19 protein-coding genes, 1 tRNA gene and 2 pseudogenes are annotated in these 15,776 nt (G+C 57.7%); 12 read left to right on the top strand and 10 right to left on the bottom strand.

Features of this window, described 5'->3' with window-relative positions; translation table 11 throughout:
• The first annotated feature begins 10 nt into the window (after positions 1–10).
• The 11 genes from RR_RS14765 (at position 11) to RR_RS14730 (ending at position 7,384) form a co-directional block, all read left to right on the top strand.
• Positions 11–544 (top strand): amino acid-binding protein, encoded by a 534-nt coding sequence (locus RR_RS14765; protein ID WP_004959075.1) that lies wholly within the window; start codon positions 11–13, stop codon positions 542–544.
• Entirely contained in the window at positions 541–1,485 is a 945-nt protein-coding gene (locus RR_RS14760) for a homoserine dehydrogenase (RefSeq protein WP_011224214.1), read from the top strand. Before RR_RS14765 ends, RR_RS14760 begins: the two co-directional genes overlap by 4 nt.
• A gap of 113 nt (positions 1,486–1,598) precedes the next feature.
• The gene (locus tag RR_RS14755) at positions 1,599–1,988 is read left to right on the top strand and encodes a DUF4870 domain-containing protein (protein WP_011224213.1); all 390 of its coding nucleotides are present in this window, start codon (positions 1,599–1,601) and stop codon (positions 1,986–1,988) included.
• Between the two features lie 256 nt (positions 1,989–2,244).
• Complete coding sequence (gene tuf / locus RR_RS14750; protein ID WP_007189404.1) at positions 2,245–3,510, top strand: translation elongation factor EF-1 subunit alpha; 1,266 nt, start codon at positions 2,245–2,247, stop codon at positions 3,508–3,510.
• Between the two features lie 3 nt (positions 3,511–3,513).
• A complete protein-coding gene (gene rpsJ / locus RR_RS14745) occupies positions 3,514–3,825 on the top strand; it encodes a 30S ribosomal protein S10 (RefSeq protein WP_004590697.1) in 312 nt (103 codons plus the stop codon).
• Between the two features lie 138 nt (positions 3,826–3,963).
• Positions 3,964–4,035, top strand: a tRNA-Ala gene (locus tag RR_RS14740).
• A gap of 191 nt (positions 4,036–4,226) precedes the next feature.
• On the top strand, positions 4,227–4,490 hold the full coding sequence (locus RR_RS21560; protein ID WP_079890995.1) for a DUF7563 family protein: 264 nt from the start codon (positions 4,227–4,229) through the stop codon (positions 4,488–4,490).
• Positions 4,487–4,684 (top strand): helix-turn-helix transcriptional regulator, encoded by a 198-nt coding sequence (locus RR_RS21555; RefSeq protein WP_079890994.1) that lies wholly within the window; start codon positions 4,487–4,489, stop codon positions 4,682–4,684. Before RR_RS21560 ends, RR_RS21555 begins: the two co-directional genes overlap by 4 nt.
• Entirely contained in the window at positions 4,681–4,839 is a 159-nt protein-coding gene (locus RR_RS22480; protein ID WP_170221567.1) for a hypothetical protein, read from the top strand. The genes RR_RS21555 and RR_RS22480 overlap by 4 nt, the downstream gene beginning before the upstream one ends.
• Complete coding sequence (locus tag RR_RS14735) at positions 4,827–6,443, top strand: MarR family transcriptional regulator (protein WP_011224212.1); 1,617 nt, start codon at positions 4,827–4,829, stop codon at positions 6,441–6,443. Before RR_RS22480 ends, RR_RS14735 begins: the two co-directional genes overlap by 13 nt.
• Positions 6,444–6,760: 317 nt before the next feature.
• Complete coding sequence (locus RR_RS14730) at positions 6,761–7,384, top strand: hypothetical protein (protein ID WP_137440624.1); 624 nt, start codon at positions 6,761–6,763, stop codon at positions 7,382–7,384.
• 21 nt (positions 7,385–7,405) lie between these two features.
• On the opposite strand, the gene RR_RS21550 is transcribed toward RR_RS14730, so the two are convergent.
• The 7 genes and pseudogenes from RR_RS21550 to RR_RS14700 all read right to left on the bottom strand — a co-directional run bounded on the left by RR_RS21550 (position 7,406) and on the right by RR_RS14700 (position 12,938).
• Positions 7,406–7,798, bottom strand: coding sequence for a hypothetical protein (locus RR_RS21550; RefSeq protein ID WP_079890993.1), 393 nt, complete (start codon positions 7,796–7,798; stop codon positions 7,406–7,408).
• A 160-nt stretch (positions 7,799–7,958) separates the two neighbouring features.
• Positions 7,959–9,129: pseudogene (locus RR_RS14725) on the bottom strand (hypothetical protein).
• A complete protein-coding gene (locus RR_RS14720; RefSeq protein WP_011224209.1) occupies positions 9,122–9,916 on the bottom strand; it encodes a hypothetical protein in 795 nt (264 codons plus the stop codon). Before RR_RS14720 ends, RR_RS14725 begins: the two are co-directional and overlap by 8 nt.
• Positions 9,913–10,464: a hypothetical protein gene (locus RR_RS14715; RefSeq protein ID WP_011224208.1), complete on the bottom strand. Its 552-nt coding sequence runs from the start codon at positions 10,462–10,464 to the stop codon at positions 9,913–9,915. Before RR_RS14715 ends, RR_RS14720 begins: the two co-directional genes overlap by 4 nt.
• Positions 10,465–10,471: 7 nt before the next feature.
• Entirely contained in the window at positions 10,472–12,274 is a 1,803-nt protein-coding gene (locus tag RR_RS22475) for a hypothetical protein (protein ID WP_049939003.1), read from the bottom strand.
• Entirely contained in the window at positions 12,271–12,501 is a 231-nt protein-coding gene (locus RR_RS14705; protein ID WP_011224206.1) for a hypothetical protein, read from the bottom strand. The genes RR_RS22475 and RR_RS14705 overlap by 4 nt, the downstream gene beginning before the upstream one ends.
• A 5-nt stretch (positions 12,502–12,506) precedes the next feature.
• Positions 12,507–12,938 carry a hypothetical protein gene (locus RR_RS14700; RefSeq protein ID WP_011224205.1) on the bottom strand — a complete coding sequence of 144 codons (432 nt, stop codon included), beginning with the start codon at positions 12,936–12,938 and terminating at the stop codon, positions 12,507–12,509.
• 122 nt (positions 12,939–13,060) lie between these two features.
• On the opposite strand from RR_RS14700, the gene RR_RS14695 reads away from it, so the two are divergent.
• Positions 13,061–13,249, top strand: a complete 189-nt coding sequence (locus RR_RS14695; RefSeq protein WP_011224204.1) for a hypothetical protein — start codon at positions 13,061–13,063, stop codon at positions 13,247–13,249.
• A gap of 34 nt (positions 13,250–13,283) precedes the next feature.
• Here RR_RS14695 and RR_RS22110 read toward each other — a convergent pair whose 3' ends face one another.
• The 3 genes and pseudogenes from RR_RS22110 to RR_RS14675 form a co-directional block, all read right to left on the bottom strand.
• Positions 13,284–14,015: a hypothetical protein gene (locus RR_RS22110; RefSeq protein ID WP_137440623.1), complete on the bottom strand. Its 732-nt coding sequence runs from the start codon at positions 14,013–14,015 to the stop codon at positions 13,284–13,286.
• 572 nt (positions 14,016–14,587) lie between these two features.
• Positions 14,588–14,968: a nucleotide pyrophosphohydrolase gene (locus tag RR_RS14680; protein ID WP_049939000.1), complete on the bottom strand. Its 381-nt coding sequence runs from the start codon at positions 14,966–14,968 to the stop codon at positions 14,588–14,590.
• A 25-nt stretch (positions 14,969–14,993) separates the two neighbouring features.
• Positions 14,994–15,776, bottom strand: a pseudogene (locus RR_RS14675) (restriction endonuclease); the annotation flags it as partial.

The following is a 15,776-nucleotide window of genomic DNA, read 5'->3' as shown; positions in this document are numbered from 1 at the left end:
TGAGCGGGCGATGAGCGACTCGACCGACGAGGTACGGTCCTACACAGTTCGGCTGGAACTGGTCGACGAACCGGGCGAACTGCTGCGGGCGCTCGAGCCCATCGCCACGAACGGCGGGAACCTCCTCTCTATCTTCCACGAGCGGGGGAACGTGACCCCGCGGGGGCACATCCCCGTGGAGGTCGACTTGGAGGCGACCCCCGAGCGGTTCGACGGGATCGTCGACGCACTCCGGGACGCAGGTATCAACGTCATTCAGGCCGGAGCCGAGCAGTACAGCGAGGCGCTGACGATCATCCTCACCGGCCACCTCGTCAACACTGACCTCTCCGATACACTCTCGCGGATTCACGAATCGACGGACGCGACCGTGACCGACCTCTCGCTGTCGGCCCCGGAGGGCACCGACGATGCCTCCAGCGCGCGCATTCGCCTGGCGACAGAGGAAGGGGCAGTCGACGAGACGATGTCCGCCATTCGTACCGTTGCTGACGAGAAGGGACTCCACGTCATCGAACCGCTTGCGGCGGGAGGTGAAGCATGAAACTCGCCGTCATCGGAGCCGGCGCCGTCGGCTCCTCCGTCGTCGAACTGGCGAGCGACCACGGCCATTCAGTTACTGCATTTGCTGACTCCAGTAGCGCCGTCATCGACAGCGCCGGTATCGACACCGCTGCGGTTCTCGACCGGAAACGAACCGACGGCGTCGTCGGGAGCGGTGCACCCGAAGACGCGCTTTCGGCTGAGTACGACGTGCTTGTCGAGGCAACGCCGACGACGCTCGGCGACGCCGAACCCGGCTTCGGACATATCCAGGCCGCGCTCGAACGGGACCGACACGCCGTGCTGGCGAACAAAGGCCCGGTCGCCGAGCGGTACGCAGACGTTCGCGCGCTGGAGCGCGAAAGCGAGGGGAATGTGCTGTTCGAGGCGACTGTCGGTGGTGCGATGCCGATCCTCTCGACCATCGATGACTTCGACCCGAGCCATATCACCGCCGTCCGTGGGGTACTCAACGGCACGGCGAACTTCATTCTCTCACGGATGGCGACTGAGGGCCTCGATTACGAGCACGTCCTCGCGGAAGCGCAGGACTTGGGCGTCGCCGAGGCCGACCCGACCTTCGACGTGGACGGCACCGACGCGGCGCTGAAAGGCGTCATCATCGCGAACGTCCTGTCCGATGACGAGACGGAGTACACGCTCGATGACGCTGAAGTGACAGGGATTCAGGAGATATCCGGTAGCGCGCTCGAACTCGCGCGGGCGGACGGTCGGACTGTCCGGCTCATCGCCGAGGTGGTTGAAGGCTCCGTCCGCGTCGGCCCGCGACTCGTGCCGGACAACGCGCCGCTCGCCGTCTCCGGGACCCGGAACATTGCGCAGCTAGAGACCGAACACGCCGGCCAGCTCAACATCTCCGGTCGTGGTGCCGGCGGCCCGGAGACGGCGAGCGCGGTGCTCGCCGATATCGGCCGACTGTAGCGCCGAGCCGAACAGTTCCGTTTTTAGCGGCGTTGTCTACCAGAAACGCCTTTGAATCAGCCTTATTTACGAGGATAGAAAGTATTATTTCACACGCTATTATATTGAACTATATGACAAGTAAAGCGACGGTAACGAATGTGGGTGCGGAGGCCGACGATGTCGTGTTCGGTCTCTCGGCAACCATCGCTGCGGCAGTCGCCTACCTCCTGCCGTTCGGTATCATCTTTCTCCTCATCGAGGACGACAACGAGTTCGTCAGGTACAACACAGCACAGAGTGTTGCCTACACCCTCGGACTGTACCTGTTCCGTTTTGCCCTCAACTTCGTCTTTGGCATGATGCCAGGGTTCGTGTCTCTGCTGGTCGCGCCGTTCATGATGGTATTTAACCTCGCCATCTTCGTCGGCCTCGTGTTCATGGCGTACAAAGCCTTCTCCGGTGACCTGTTCGAGGCTCCGGTCTTCGCCGACATGGCGCACTCGCTCGAAGAATCGATTTAACCGGCCGCCGTCTCTTTTGCTACCGTCGAACGACTGTCTCACCAGTCCGATGTCTGTACCTGAGAGTCCCTGAAAACGGCTGACACTGGCGCTACCGGTCAGTTGTCGAAACACACGCTCCGGGTGCCACACTACCATGCCATGGCGTGCCGAATCGCAAGAAAGCGACGGCCTGACGCTTACACGCTTTCGAAATCGTTTTATGAACCACCAGCTAATAAACCCGATACAGCGCCTCTGCGCGTGAGAGATAACAATGAGCGACGAACAACACCAGAACCTGGCCATTATCGGCCACGTCGACCACGGGAAGAGCACGCTCGTCGGCCGACTCCTGTACGAGACAGGATCGGTACCGGAGCACGTCATCGAACAGCACAAGGAAGAAGCCGAGGAGAAGGGCAAGGGCGGCTTCGAGTTCGCCTACGTCATGGACAACCTCGCCGAAGAGCGTGAGCGTGGTGTCACCATCGACATCGCCCACCAGGAGTTCAGCACCGACACCTACGATTTCACCATCGTGGACTGTCCTGGTCACCGCGACTTCGTGAAGAACATGATTACCGGCGCGTCCCAGGCCGACAACGCCGTCCTGGTCGTCGCCGCCGACGACGGTGTCCAGCCGCAGACCCAGGAGCACGTGTTCCTGGCCCGCACTCTGGGCATCGGTGAACTCATCGTTGCCGTCAACAAAATGGACCTCGTCGACTACGGCGAGTCCGAGTACAAGCAGGTCGTCGAAGAGGTCAAGGACCTCCTCACTCAGGTCCGCTTCGACTCCGAGAACGCCAAGTTCATCCCGGTCTCCGCATTCGAAGGCGACAACATCGCCGAGGAGTCCGAGCACACGGGCTGGTACGACGGCGAAATCCTGCTGGAAGCACTCAACGAGCTGCCGGCACCGGAGCCGCCGACGGACGCGCCGCTCCGACTGCCGATTCAGGACGTCTACACCATCTCCGGTATCGGTACGGTCCCGGTTGGCCGTGTCGAGACGGGTATCCTGAACACGGGCGACAACGTCAGCTTCCAGCCGTCTGACGTCTCCGGTGAAGTGAAGACCGTCGAGATGCACCACGAGGAAGTCCCGAAGGCCGAGCCCGGTGACAACGTCGGGTTCAACGTCCGTGGCGTCGGCAAGGACGACATCCGACGCGGTGACGTCTGTGGTCCGGCCGACGACCCGCCATCGGTCGCCGAGACCTTCCAGGCCCAGATTGTCGTGATGCAGCACCCGTCCGTCATCACCGAGGGTTACACGCCGGTCTTCCACGCTCACACGGCACAGGTCGCCTGTACCGTCGAGTCCATCGACAAGAAGATCGACCCATCCTCCGGCGAGGTCGCCGAGGAGAACCCTGACTTCATCCAGAACGGGGACGCTGCCGTCGTGACGGTCCGCCCACAGAAGCCACTCAGCATCGAGCCGTCCTCCGAGATTCCGGAGCTCGGCTCGTTCGCTATCCGCGACATGGGTCAGACCATCGCCGCCGGCAAAGTCCTCGGCGTCAACGAGCGATAACGTATGTCCCAGCAGGCACGCGTTCGGCTCGCGGGCACAAGCCCCGAGGACCTCGACGACATCTGCGCGGACGTGCGAGAGATCGCGAACAAGACCGGCGTCGAACTCTCCGGTCCGGTTCCGCTCCCAACCAAGACGCTGGAGGTTCCCAGCCGCAAGTCCCCTGACGGTGAGGGGACTGCAACGTGGGAACACTGGGAGATGCGCGTCCACAAGCGGCTCATCGATATCGACGCCGACGAACGGGCACTGCGCCAGCTGATGCGCATCCAGGTTCCCAACGACGTCTCCATCGAGATCGTCCTCGAGGACTGATCCCCGAGGGCTGTCGCTTCGCGACAGCGTCGGTGTGCCACCCGTCCGAACCGCTGGCCGGGACAGTGTGAATCGCTATCGAAGGCCGCTCTCACGCGCAGGGTTTTTATAACTCCGCGTTCGAGTGGCAGACCACGCGGGCTCGTAGATCAGTGGCAGATCGCTTCCTTCGCAAGGAAGAGGCCCCGGGTTCAAATCCCGGCGAGTCCATAGCGTTACTTCGTTCTGGCGAACTATCCCGAAAAGCGCCAGTTCCGCCCTTCTATCTGAATCTTTCTCGCAGATCCATCTGCGTATAAACTCGAAATCAAATCGAACCACGAACGGTTACGCATCATCTGGGGTGCAGTCTTGCGATTTTGCGAAGGATTTGGCCGCTTCCTGGGCGGGGGTGGTTTCTCTTGAGTAACCGACTTGTCGAGAACGCAACTATCGAGAAGTCGAACTGCCGGCACTGCGGGGCACACGTTTCGCGTGACTTCCGGCGGACCTTCGGCGATGGCGATGATATCGCCCACCGCTGTCCAGCCTGTGACTGTATGCCCCGCATCTCTCGGGGAACTGCAGCTGGGAAAGAACTCGACTACCCAGACCCGCAAGACCAGCCACAGCGGAACCAGGGAGGTCGAGTGGAAGCACGAACTGACGGGGGTGAGAGCCTGTGAGTCCACAGTCCTCTCTCTTCGATTACGAACCGGACCTGTCGCCACTGACTGATGCCGAGAGAGAGGTGTACGAGGCTGTGGGCATGGGTCAGTATGGGCCACGGGAGTACGCTCGCAGGACTGGCCGTTCACCCGGTACTGTGGGCAACCTCCTTGCTCGTGCTCGTGAAAAAATGGAGGTGGTTCCGGCGTGACTGGGTTCGTCCGCGCCGCAGAATTGTACGACGTCGAAGCGGGTGAACCCCTTCAGTTCGACTGGACGAATCTCCAACCGCTTGCGGAGAGTCAAGCCGAGGTCGAGCGGGCGGTGGCTGCCGTCAAGACTGATGGGGGGCGATGCGAACGATAGGGCTGGCCCCTCACGAACTCCACGCCAATCTCCTGTTCAATAGCGACGGCCTTGCGCCGTTTTTCGCACTGGACAGTGAGGTCAAGGCTGGTGAGGGGTCAAAGAGCGGCGAGTTCCTGCAGGACGGCGAGCGGTGGGTCGTTCGTCTCTCCTACCAGGACAGCAATATCGTTCACCCCGGCGAGCGGACACCACAGGGAACGGACTGGCAGCTGCAGAATATGCGCGAGTACCGGCTGAAGGTCGCTCGTCATCCCGAAGAGGATTCGGTCGGTCAGCAGGATTTCGTAGCCCATGTTGCCCCACGCTGGCCCGCGATGCAGGGCGAGCGTGACGACGGCAGCCGTATCGAGATTCCCGTTCCGGACGGCTTCGGCGAAGGTGTAAATGTCCGCGTGAAGGGCTCGAATATCGAGTTCCATCGATATCCCGAGCTACTGCAGCGGGCAGCCATCGAGATCGGGGTCACCGGTCGGTACTTCGAGGAGCCACACCTCTACAGCAACGTTCAGGACGCAGAGAAGTACGCCCGGATTCATCGCGACGCCAGTGGACCGGTCCATGCTCGCGATGGGCCGATTGCGGCGATGGGCCACCTGTTAGAATCCGACCGCCGCGGCTATCGGAAGGTCGTCCAGAACGATGACGATGAGCGCGGGCGGAACCTGCCAGGATACTACCACACGGCCACACTCGGACCGAAGCGGATTCGAGAAGCGTTCCCCGACCACCACCTCCCCAAGGAGGTGAAGCACTACTACGCCCGTGAGGCGCTGTCTGTGCCCGACGACCATCCGCTATCCCACCCGAAGGTCGGTTCGTCCCTGCAGGCATCGCTACTGGATGATGACGAAACTGTCCGGTGGCGCGACTTGGAGACGCTAGAACGGGAGTTAGATCAGACTGTGTTGTCTGTACTGGCCGATGCGGGTATCGACATAGCACCATCTGGTTCCGGCCCATTTGTCGAAGATTCGTACTTCGAGCCGGAGTTGGACCATTCCGGTCCCGAACCGGTGGGCTTGGATCTGACGCGAGTCGAGCAGAAGCAGGAGAGTGTCGTCGTGCGCCATCTCTCAGACGGGCTCTCGCCGGTGCAGTGGGAAGCCCTGGAGATGTTGGTAGCAGACGGCGGGCAGGTTGCTCCGGCGGATATCGCCGACGAGTACGGCCGTCATGTCGAGAGTGTCCGTCGAGCGCTTCGAGAGATGGAAGACTTGGTGATATCGGACTACGCCGATGTGTCCCTCCGGTCGGAGTACGTCGCAGAGATGGTTCACGCCGCCGTCGACGAGGCGCGTGAAGCCACTCGCCGTGCTGTCGATACCGCGGCGAAGGCCGCGGAAGCAGCCGAACGTGGGCTGGAGAATACGATGAGCGCGTTCATCGCGTGGGCAGCTCGCCATGGTATCGATGTAAAGGACGCCCGAGAGGCACAGATGACCCTGCGGTTCGGGGAGATCGAGAAGCACGGGAAAGCGATTCGCGAAGGCTTCCGGGTGTGGAAAGACGCGGGAATGCCAGAAGAACGCTACCGGCAGGCCCAGGTCCAACTCTCGGACGGCTCGCGAGGGACGGCCTGGCGCTGGCTGGCTACCGAGTAGCGGCCCGCCCGCTGAGAGGCATCACTGTCCAGCACCCCGGAAACACCACTTGTTTTGCCGATTTCTCCCACTGTCCGGCACGGTCGCCGACGTGATTGAGGCTTGATCGGGCCAGTGGCCCGCCCATCGCCTGAACGGAATCAAACCCGGGGGGTTGTGATTCCGTTTAGAGGTGTGGCTAAGGCCACATCATCAAAATACATCCCACAGCCATCGCAATCTCACTCCTATAGGCTCGTCACTTGCCTTTGATTGTGGGTTCTGGGGAAAAAGTATATATATGAATCCCACAATTAGTGGCATGTGGTTCGAAACATATGAAACAAACCCTTACTCGAAAAGCCGACGACCGTGGTAGAGTTTCGCTGGGACCAGACTTCGCTGAGGAAGATATTGAAATCTCAATCGAACGTTCAGTAAATGTCAACCAGTTACCTGTGATGCGGGCGGTTCATTTTTTCGCTCCATCTGATAGAGCTAAAGCCCGCATGTACGCGGGACACGATATCCCAGAGGCCGATGCTACATTCGGTATCCATTGGAATACCGGTCCAGTTTGGTCAAAAAGTGCATACCAGAACGACGATCATGGAAGTGCAATAAAGGATTACAATGCAATGGAGGCAGCCTCTGATGGGGCTCTTGTTTCTGCTTACTACGGAGAGAGGAGCGAAAACTTGGACGATCCGGACCCATACAACCTCAACAAATATATTAAAATTGGCATTTCGCCCCCCAATTCCAGTGTGACGCCAATCCCATATGAAAAAGATGCCAACTCAGACTACTATGTTAAGTCGCTACCACTTGTCAACGCGGTGGAAGTTTCCCGTGATGAGTATCCGAAATTATTCCAAGATAATGTAAAAGGACTATCTGTTTATCGATCGTCGGATAAGGAGAACTTGATCCGGAAAGTGTACGACGAAAAGACGAATTAACACCTACTAAACGCTCTTTATTTACTCTGCTGAAGATAGAAATTCTTGTAGTTTGATTTTGGCTTGACGAGCATCTCTGTGTTCGCCACCCCCGTGCCACTCTAACCGAGGTAATCTCGATGAATGACGAACGTTCCACTCCAGCACCTCCACACCTCGGCCACGAACCCGATACACACCGAAGACATACCATCCATTCGCCGCCCGTAGCCGCTCGTGGTATTGATCATAGAGCTTGAACGTACCGGGCTGCCCATCTGCGTGCCGATGCATCGCGGATTTGATTTCGACCGGCGCTCCGTCCGGTCGTTTCGCGTCATGCCAGCTGCATCGATCTAGTTCGAGGTTGTACCGCTCGGCGGCTTTCCGCTCGACGAGCGTGCCGTAGTGATTGGCCTTGTGGCTCCGACTCATTCGCGCACCTCGCGTGCGTCATATATAGATACTCCTCCGGGCTGTTCGCGGCCGTTGCCCATGGCTCGCGCGTGCTCGCACCGCGAGCGCACGCCATGGGCCAATAACAGGGCTGCGCCGGGGGGTTGGTTGTTGTTGGGTTGCTCGAATCCTGCCGCTGTCATGCGGTTAGCTCCGTCACCTCACCAACTACGTTTCGGTGCTTTCCGTTGTCCTGATACTCGTTCCAGCGCTGACGGACCCACTCGGCGCTGTACGGCACGAAATCGGCGATTTCGTGATTTGGTCTGTCCGGTTCAGATTCCTTCGCGGTGATGACTGTATAGATCGCGAGCTTTCGAGAGAGGTCTTCCGGGTCCACTTCGTCATCGTCATCCTCGCCGCTCGACCACGACCACGTAGTCGGTTCCTTGTCGTCATATCGCCAGTCCGTTTCGGGGATGCCCGATACTGAGAAGATCGGGTTGACGCCCTTCCGGTTTCGTACGTCTTCGTAGAACGTCGCTTCTTTTAGCCCCTCTTTGTGGACGCACACACCGAGTTCCCGAACGAGCGGGTGGACGTCGCGGCCGTCGTGGCCGATGATGATGAGCGAACCGCCGTACTTCCGGATCTTGTACGTGAGCGGCCCGAGCTTGGTTTTTGTGTCGTAGCCGTCTTTCCCGCTTCCGCCCGCGTTGCTGCTGGCCTCGTCAAAGATGAATAGCTTCGGAACCTGTTCGTTGTGCATCGGGTCACCGTCCTGTTTCAGCCACTCGTTCAGTTCGCCGTAGTTCGCCAGCCAGCCGTCACGACGGTCGCCGTCAGAGTCGGTCCACTCATCAGTTTCTTCGAGAGTTCGAATATTCGAAGCGACCAAAGCATCCGAGGGCCTGTTCCTCCCAGAGCTGTCCGAGTAGACAGGCGAAGTTTGACTTCCCTGTACCGGGTTCGGCCCATTCGTAGAACATCGGTGCGGGGCCGGTCATCTGTGCCCGTAGCTGATCGATGGCTTTGATTCCCGAGATATCGGCCCGTTGGCCGGCGTCTCCGGTGAAGTGCTTGAGTGACTGCATATCGCCATTCGCCATGGCTCGCCGTGCCGTTTCGGTCCCTTCGATGCGGACGATTTCCCGAACGTGTGAGAGGTCCTTGGCCTGACCTGGCATCTTCTCTGGTCGGTCACAGTGTCGCGGGTCGTAGTGGGTTTCGAGAATCGAGAGGTAGCGGGATAGCTTCTCATCGCGCACGATTCCGGCGTGTTGGTGTACCTCGTCAGGATCACGTTGGCCGTAGCCGTCCTGATACTCGCGGAACTGTGCGGGCGTGTAGAGGTCGCTGTCGTCAGTCATCGTTTAGTTGAGGGTCCTGCGGTTGCTCGTTGGTCGGTTCGTCCTGCCCATAGCCCACAGCGGCGTCCGCCGTAGGGTCGGGCGCGTCGGTGAGGTCGTGGATGGTGGGTGCGTCTTCGGGATTCTTGCCGTCTTCGATGAGGTCGCCGAAGGTTTCCTTGGCAGCTGTTTTCTGAATCATCTGGCCGCGCTCGTTGGCTTCGGCGTCAGCAGTGACGAGCTTCTTTTGCAGCTCGACGCTGCCGCGACTCCATCGGCCACGGATAGCAGCGAGTTCTTCGGCGCGGTCGATGAGCCAGCCGTGGATGTCCTGCATCTGTTTCTTGCTGGTCATCAGCTGGGTGTCTTGGCAACCTTCGAGCCAGACGCCCTCGACGCGGAGCTGGCCGATGTCTTCGAGATACTCGTACTCGCGGACTGCCCACGCACTGCCGCCGTTGACGGGGTACGGATCGGGACCGTCGATTTCCTTCTCCCGCCAGAGTTCCGGCGGGACGTAGTACTTCTCGGTGGTGTCCTCGACGGCGTTGACGTGATGGACTTCGACCCAGTTGCGGCGACGGAGCCAGCGGGCGATCTTCGCACCGACGAGATAGCAGGGGATCGCCAGCACGAGCCAGCCGACGGCGACGGCGGGAATCCACGTCGGCAGGGTCGGCAATTGTGGCTGGTAGTAGGCGAACAGCACGGCCGCACCGGCGAGCATCCCACCGATAAGTAGCTTGTACTCGGCCAGCAGGTAGACAAGCCGGTCGCGGTTGTTCTGGAAGGTGGGTGCGGGCTTCATGCTACCTCCGGACGGCCATTCTCGCCGCGAATTACGTTGTAGCCGGCGACGATCATCCAGACGAACGCGACAGTTGCCCCGGCGAGCCACGCCTGTAACGACGAGAGCGCACGGAGTATGTCGAGTCCGCCACCGGAGGGCTGTTGTACGATTTCGGCGTACAGTGGGGTGTTCGCCGTAGAAATGGCGACACCCACGTAGCCGTCTTTTTCGGTGACGGGAATCTCGACAGTAGCGGTGTCGTCCGAGCGCATGGCAACCGTGCGGACGGGAATCTTCCCGCCTTCCTGGAAGCGGCCGGCGTCGGAGATCGTCACGGTTTGTACCGCGCTCGACCGGAGGGTGATGCGAGCGATACCCTCGTCTGGTAGATACTCCGAGCCGATAATCTCGGTCTGTCCGTCGATACGGGTGGTGTCGGTAGCGTTGGCTGTGGGCTGTGGGCCGGGTGTTTCGGCGGGGAGGTTGCCCGCGGACTGTGCGGCGGTCGGGGCGCTGACGCAGCCGAGGCTGACCACGAGCAGCGCGACGAAGAAAATGGAACGCATGGGTGGGTTAGTTCTGGAGAACGACGATAGCCAGTAGCGTGCCGATGACGGCCAATGCAACGACGGGCGGAACACTGCCGCCACCGAGCAAGCCACCGCCAGCGGACTGTTTCAGGGCCTTCTCACGGGCTTCGATCTGTGCGCGCTTGTATGCCAGATCCTCGTACTGTTGCTTGAGTTCGGTGACGTTCGAGGTTTCGTACGTCGTTTTCTCGATTGTGACGTTCTGGACGGTCTGGCCGTCCTGCGTCGAGATACTGTCGATGGTGAACTCACCATCCAGTTCGACAATGCGATCCGAGGTAACGACGTACTGCGTGCCACCAATGTTAGACGTGTTGTAGGTCGTCCCGTTCTCGAACTGACCGCTGGCTGGGTTCTCCTGCGAGAACAGAACGCCCTCGTACTGCGTGCCGGATTCAGTGGTGACGTTGAAGCTCCCGATCTGGTCGAAGTTCTCGGGGCTGTTGGTCCCGAGCAGGGTCAACTGCGCAGCGGTCCAGCCCTGAAAGTCGTCGCCCGGTGACTGCTGGGACGAGAGCATATATGGGTCCACGAGGTCGCTACTGTTGATTTCGCCCTGCTGATAGGCGCTATACGTGTTCTCTGCCAGCGTGTCCATGTTAGATTCAACAGTATCGCTCTGGGACTCTATTGCCGCGTATGAGGTCTCATAGTCCTCGAACACGACCATCTTAACGGGTCCGTCCGTGGTGTCAGTAGACGAGACACCGAGCCATCGGGTATCAATATTGGAGTCAAGCACACCGGACTCGATGCCGACCGTTTCCTGATTGTTGATTGTCGTACCGCCATCATCAGCAACCTCCTCGACCTCGAAGGTCGCGGAGTCAACTGTGGTTCCGTTAACGAGAGTCTTGGTTTCAGTGCCGCTATTGCCAGTATAGCGGTCATAATAGGTGTACGGTTCACTGTAGTAGTCCGCATCATCGACGCGGACAAACCGCGAATCAATACCGGACTCGCTTTCAGCAGTGCTACGGAGATACTTCCAGTGTTCGATTTGAGTGTTCCACTCAGCAATTAGATTCTCCTGTTTTACGGAATAGTAGTCCTGTACTGCCTGTTTTGCCTCAGTCTTGGCCGCAGACTTGCTACTACCGTTGTTCAACGACCTGATATAGGCGTTCTTGCCGATAATCCGGGCCTGAGTCTTTGTATCCGACAGGTAGTTATCCAGCGTCGTCTGGTAGTTGTCAGCTTGTGCCTTGCTGTTCTGAGCGGATTGGTAGATATCTAATTTCGTCTGCTGGGCGTCCGTACCGGTCGTGTTGACAGTGGTAGTGCCCGGATTTGCCGTACAGTCGAGTTGTGTGAAACCAGAGTCAACTGCTCGGCCAATGGATTCCATAATGCCACACTGTATATCGGCGTCTCCGCCGGTCCCGCCAAGCATGGTGTAGCCGTCAGGCATGACGGCACGCCCGCCGTGGGTTGAGGTCGTGGGCGTTCCCTCTCCTTCGACAGTCGCGGTCACAGTGTCGTATGCGCCGAGATTAGCCATCGCCACGCCGTCGGTTGTCGTGGTGTCGAACTCCTCTTTGACGAGCGGTTGAGAACTGCCACCGGACCCTTCGACTTCCTTCGTTGAGAACGTGACAGTGACGGTTCCGCTCATATCCGTCGTATCCACGACTAAGATGTTCTCACCGCCGTTAAACTCCAACGTGGTAGTGTCGGACTGGGGCGTATCTGTCTCCGTCGTCTGTGCCAGCGCAGGACCGGCGGCCCCGATGACGGCGGAGCAGACGATGAGCGCAGCGAGCAAGACCGAGCCGGCGCGGGTCACTGTTCTCGCCCCCCGTCGGCTTCGACCTGCTCGACGCTGGCGCGAACCTCCTGATCGTCAGCGCCGGCGGCGGTATCCTTCTGCTGTGCGTGGTGCGCGGCGATCACGCCGCCGGCGACGACGGTGGGACTGACAACGGGGAGCGGGGAGCCGATGACAGCCGCGGCAATTGTGGACCCAGAGACGCCGATGACGCCCATAAGCCCATAGCTGAGTATGCGGTCCATCGGAGTCACCCCAGGTAACTGATGACGTAGTAGCCGGCGGCCTCGACGGCAACGACGACAAGGCCGATAGCGGCCGACCCAACCACGATATCCTGCGCGCCGAGGATGTTCAGCCCGGTGAACAGGACGATGACGAGCGTCCCGAGCGCGAGGTAGGTTTCGACAGTGGCCGAGCCTTTAGCGATCTCGACGAGATCGGTGTCGAGCTGGTAGTTCTTGTTACGACTCTCGTTGACGCGGTTGGTGGCGTATGCCATCGCCAGGGCGGCGAGCGATAGCAGAAACGCGAGGTCGATGCTCGTTCCCTGGGCAGAGAAGACAGCTGCCGAGAGGTCGTAGCCGAGCAGACTGATCGAAGCGATACCGTTGGTGACGAACGCGCTGGCGGTGAAAATCACACCGGCCAGAGCGTCTTCGATGTCTATCTTTCCGAACATGGGTTGCACCGGCCGTGGGTACGACCGTATTCCGGCCGTGCAGTCTGCTGGCTAGAAAGCACCGAATCGTAGTATTCCCGGGACTCAGTAAATTTTAGTATCGGGACTGCACCGCCGGTGGCATGGAGATGCGAAAACTCTCCCCGGCAGGCGGCTGTGTGACCGTCTCGATACCGATAGACGATCTTCGCGAGCGCGGTGTCGTCGACGAGGATGGGGAGCTGGTGGGTAACCACTGGGCCAAGGTTGAGAGCCTTGGTGAGGAAAGCGATGGTGACTATCGACTAGAATTGGTTAGTCCAACGATGTAAAAAACCTCCAGACTGCTCATACCGACCCAGAGAATCACTGGTTATTCTCCGAATTATATTTAGAAAGTGTATCTGTAATGAGCCCCTCTCTCTTTTTATTGGACAAAGATTCCCAAACATCTAACCGACTCTTTTTGCTGAATTCTTTCTCCAAATAATCTCGGACTTTTTCGCGACTAATTTCATCCTCCGGAAACAATATGAGAATAGTACTAATCTCCTCAGATACTTTATTTATAACCTCTCTATCACTAAGCGAGTTCCATTTGCTTTTCTGATTTGCTTCCCTTACTAATCTAAAGCATTTCTCCATTGTCCAGTCTATATCCCACTGAGAGGTATCTATCTGAGAAGTCCACATGAGATATCCTGTTAGACCTGCTTTGTGTTGTATGCTCTCACCTTCTATATCGTCCTCACCATGACAGCGATCCCAAAAGAAATCAACCGTTTCAGCTATCTCCCACCAAAGATCAAATACACTCTCATATTCTCTCTCTGTTTCTTCCAACCGACCAAGGTGAATATTGATTATTTTGTCTGCATTTTTTGCAGTTCCCATCTCACGGAGGACCTGACGCTGTCTGTTCGATGGGGCTCCTTTCCCTTTTATTTCTCCCTGTTCAGCGACGTAGTTGCAGAATTTGGCACCTCGGTCGTCAGATCGGCCTGTGTCTGGATCTGTCGGTACAATCAGAATCGACTTGGTAACTTTATCAGGTGCTGGATTGACTTTCTTTTTTAATTCACTATCTGTAATAGTCACATTGTTTCTATCACTTCCTCTGTAAAATATTTGAGGGAGATAACCTGATAAGAGGGACAGCCAAACCCTTCTGATGTTGTGTAGTCTGATCTATCCCCAGGGGTCGCAGTTCCAGAGAAACAAATCACCGATATTGCACACACAGATCAACCGTGGCGTGTGCAGAAACGTCGGTTCGCAATCACTGACAAATCTTGATCTACAATCAATGGGAGATTCTGACGGGGATTCACCCGATATGACCGTTTGAGTTCGACGAAAAATCTAGATGTGAGGGGGACGTGTGCAATTCTATGCGCTTGCGAGTAACCGACCATCGAGAACGCATGTTTGACGCGTTGACTGATGCAACCGGTGAGAAGACCAAGAGCAAAGCCATCGACAGAGCGGTTGACCACTACTGTAAGTGTGCTGGCGCGAATGCTGCCCATCCCACCGGAACTTACGAGGAACTGATGAACCAAGCTGTGGAACAGGGCAGTCTAACACCGGGACAGATTGCTGAAATATTACATACGGAGAGTCTGCCTGTCCAGCATACTCAGGAGTACTGTATTGGAGAAGATGAGTAGTTAGTCCCGTGACTCACGCTGCCATTCCTGCAGATGTGCAGTGATTTCTGTTGAGGTTTCTGGATCAAATCTTTCTGCATTTGCCTCGAGCTTCTCATCCACGGCATCGAGAAGATCTATTTCGAGTTCACTTGCCATGCTGAGTGCGTAGATCACCACATCCGCAAGTTCCTCTCTGATCTGGTCCCGCAATTCCGGATCCTGGTTTATTCGCTTAGCGGAGACATTGTCGTGCCAGAGGAAGCATTCCAAAAGCTCACTGGCCTCGACCGACAGCGCTTGTGCGATGTTTTGAGGTGTGTGAAACTGCTCCCATCCACGTACCGTCTTGAATTCTTCGTAGCGTTCGCGGAGCTCAGATAGGGACCGATCCGATGCCATGCGGGTGGATGTCGGCCCTCAGCACTTAATCATGTGCGTCGCGACTGTCAATGGTCTCTATGATTGCATCTTCAACAGCTGTTTCTATAGTGTCAACAAAACTCTCGAAACTTGCTGAATAATCTTCCGTAGGTAGCTCAACAATCTTCAGTTCCCATTCATTCTTGATTTGATATTCTCTTTCAGCTGCTCCATCTTGTGCAGGATAGAATACAATACCTGGAGCTTTACGCGCCAAAACGTACGAAGTCAGCTGGTAAATATCGTCGTTCGAAACTGAGCCAGTCTTCCATTTGGCGTCTCCCACAACCACTGTCTCGTCCCCATCATCGGTCTCAGTCTCTACGTTGCTAACAGCAAAATCTGGATACATATTGACCGTCGGAGTGCCACTAATGAGATTTGTCGTATGTGCCTGCCCTGTCGCCTCCCAACGGTCATGTGACTCAGCCACAGATTTGACTGCTCGCTCAATCACCCGCTCGTAGACAGTATTCATATTCACCAGCAGGGAGAACGATTGTCGGTGGCCGATTTCGAGGTTGTCGACGTGCAGATTACGTAGTACTGGCTCAACCAAACGCAGGATATCTGCATAGTATTCATTGAGCCGTGTAACCTCAATATTCCCAAGCTCTGCTGGCTGTACGGGCCGGAAGCTCACCGTTTCCCTGAGCTGTGCAGCGTGCCATTCCAGTTCTTGTCGTAGCTCGTCATCGGCGACAAGTCGACTCAGAATGACAGTACCGTATAGAATTGCTTGGTTAGCAGTCGTGTCTGCCGTTAGCTCATCATACGTACACTCAAA

Source organism: Haloarcula marismortui ATCC 43049 (genome assembly GCF_000011085.1).
GTDB classification, from domain to species: domain Archaea; phylum Halobacteriota; class Halobacteria; order Halobacteriales; family Haloarculaceae; genus Haloarcula; species Haloarcula marismortui.
This window is presented reverse-complemented; position numbering and strand designations above follow the sequence as displayed.

Bases quoted from the DNA above. Each gene is read 5' to 3' on its own strand.
- RR_RS14765 (WP_004959075.1), top strand. From the start codon at position 11: ATGAGCGACTCGACCGACGAGGTACGGTCCTACACAGTTCGGCTGGAA.
- RR_RS14760 (WP_011224214.1), top strand. From the start codon at position 541: ATGAAACTCGCCGTCATCGGAGCCGGCGCCGTCGGCTCCTCCGTCGTC.
- RR_RS14755 (WP_011224213.1), top strand. From the start codon at position 1,599: ATGACAAGTAAAGCGACGGTAACGAATGTGGGTGCGGAGGCCGACGAT.
- tuf (WP_007189404.1), top strand. From the start codon at position 2,245: ATGAGCGACGAACAACACCAGAACCTGGCCATTATCGGCCACGTCGAC.
- rpsJ (WP_004590697.1), top strand. From the start codon at position 3,514: ATGTCCCAGCAGGCACGCGTTCGGCTCGCGGGCACAAGCCCCGAGGAC.
- RR_RS14735 (WP_011224212.1), top strand. From the start codon at position 4,827: ATGCGAACGATAGGGCTGGCCCCTCACGAACTCCACGCCAATCTCCTG.
- RR_RS14730 (WP_137440624.1), top strand. From the start codon at position 6,761: ATGAAACAAACCCTTACTCGAAAAGCCGACGACCGTGGTAGAGTTTCG.
- RR_RS21550 (WP_079890993.1), bottom strand. From the start codon at position 7,798: ATGAGTCGGAGCCACAAGGCCAATCACTACGGCACGCTCGTCGAGCGG.
- RR_RS14720 (WP_011224209.1), bottom strand. From the start codon at position 9,916: ATGAAGCCCGCACCCACCTTCCAGAACAACCGCGACCGGCTTGTCTAC.
- RR_RS14715 (WP_011224208.1), bottom strand. From the start codon at position 10,464: ATGCGTTCCATTTTCTTCGTCGCGCTGCTCGTGGTCAGCCTCGGCTGC.
- RR_RS14705 (WP_011224206.1), bottom strand. From the start codon at position 12,501: ATGGACCGCATACTCAGCTATGGGCTTATGGGCGTCATCGGCGTCTCT.
- RR_RS14700 (WP_011224205.1), bottom strand. From the start codon at position 12,938: ATGTTCGGAAAGATAGACATCGAAGACGCTCTGGCCGGTGTGATTTTC.
- RR_RS14695 (WP_011224204.1), top strand. From the start codon at position 13,061: ATGGAGATGCGAAAACTCTCCCCGGCAGGCGGCTGTGTGACCGTCTCG.
- RR_RS14680 (WP_049939000.1), bottom strand. From the start codon at position 14,968: ATGGCATCGGATCGGTCCCTATCTGAGCTCCGCGAACGCTACGAAGAA.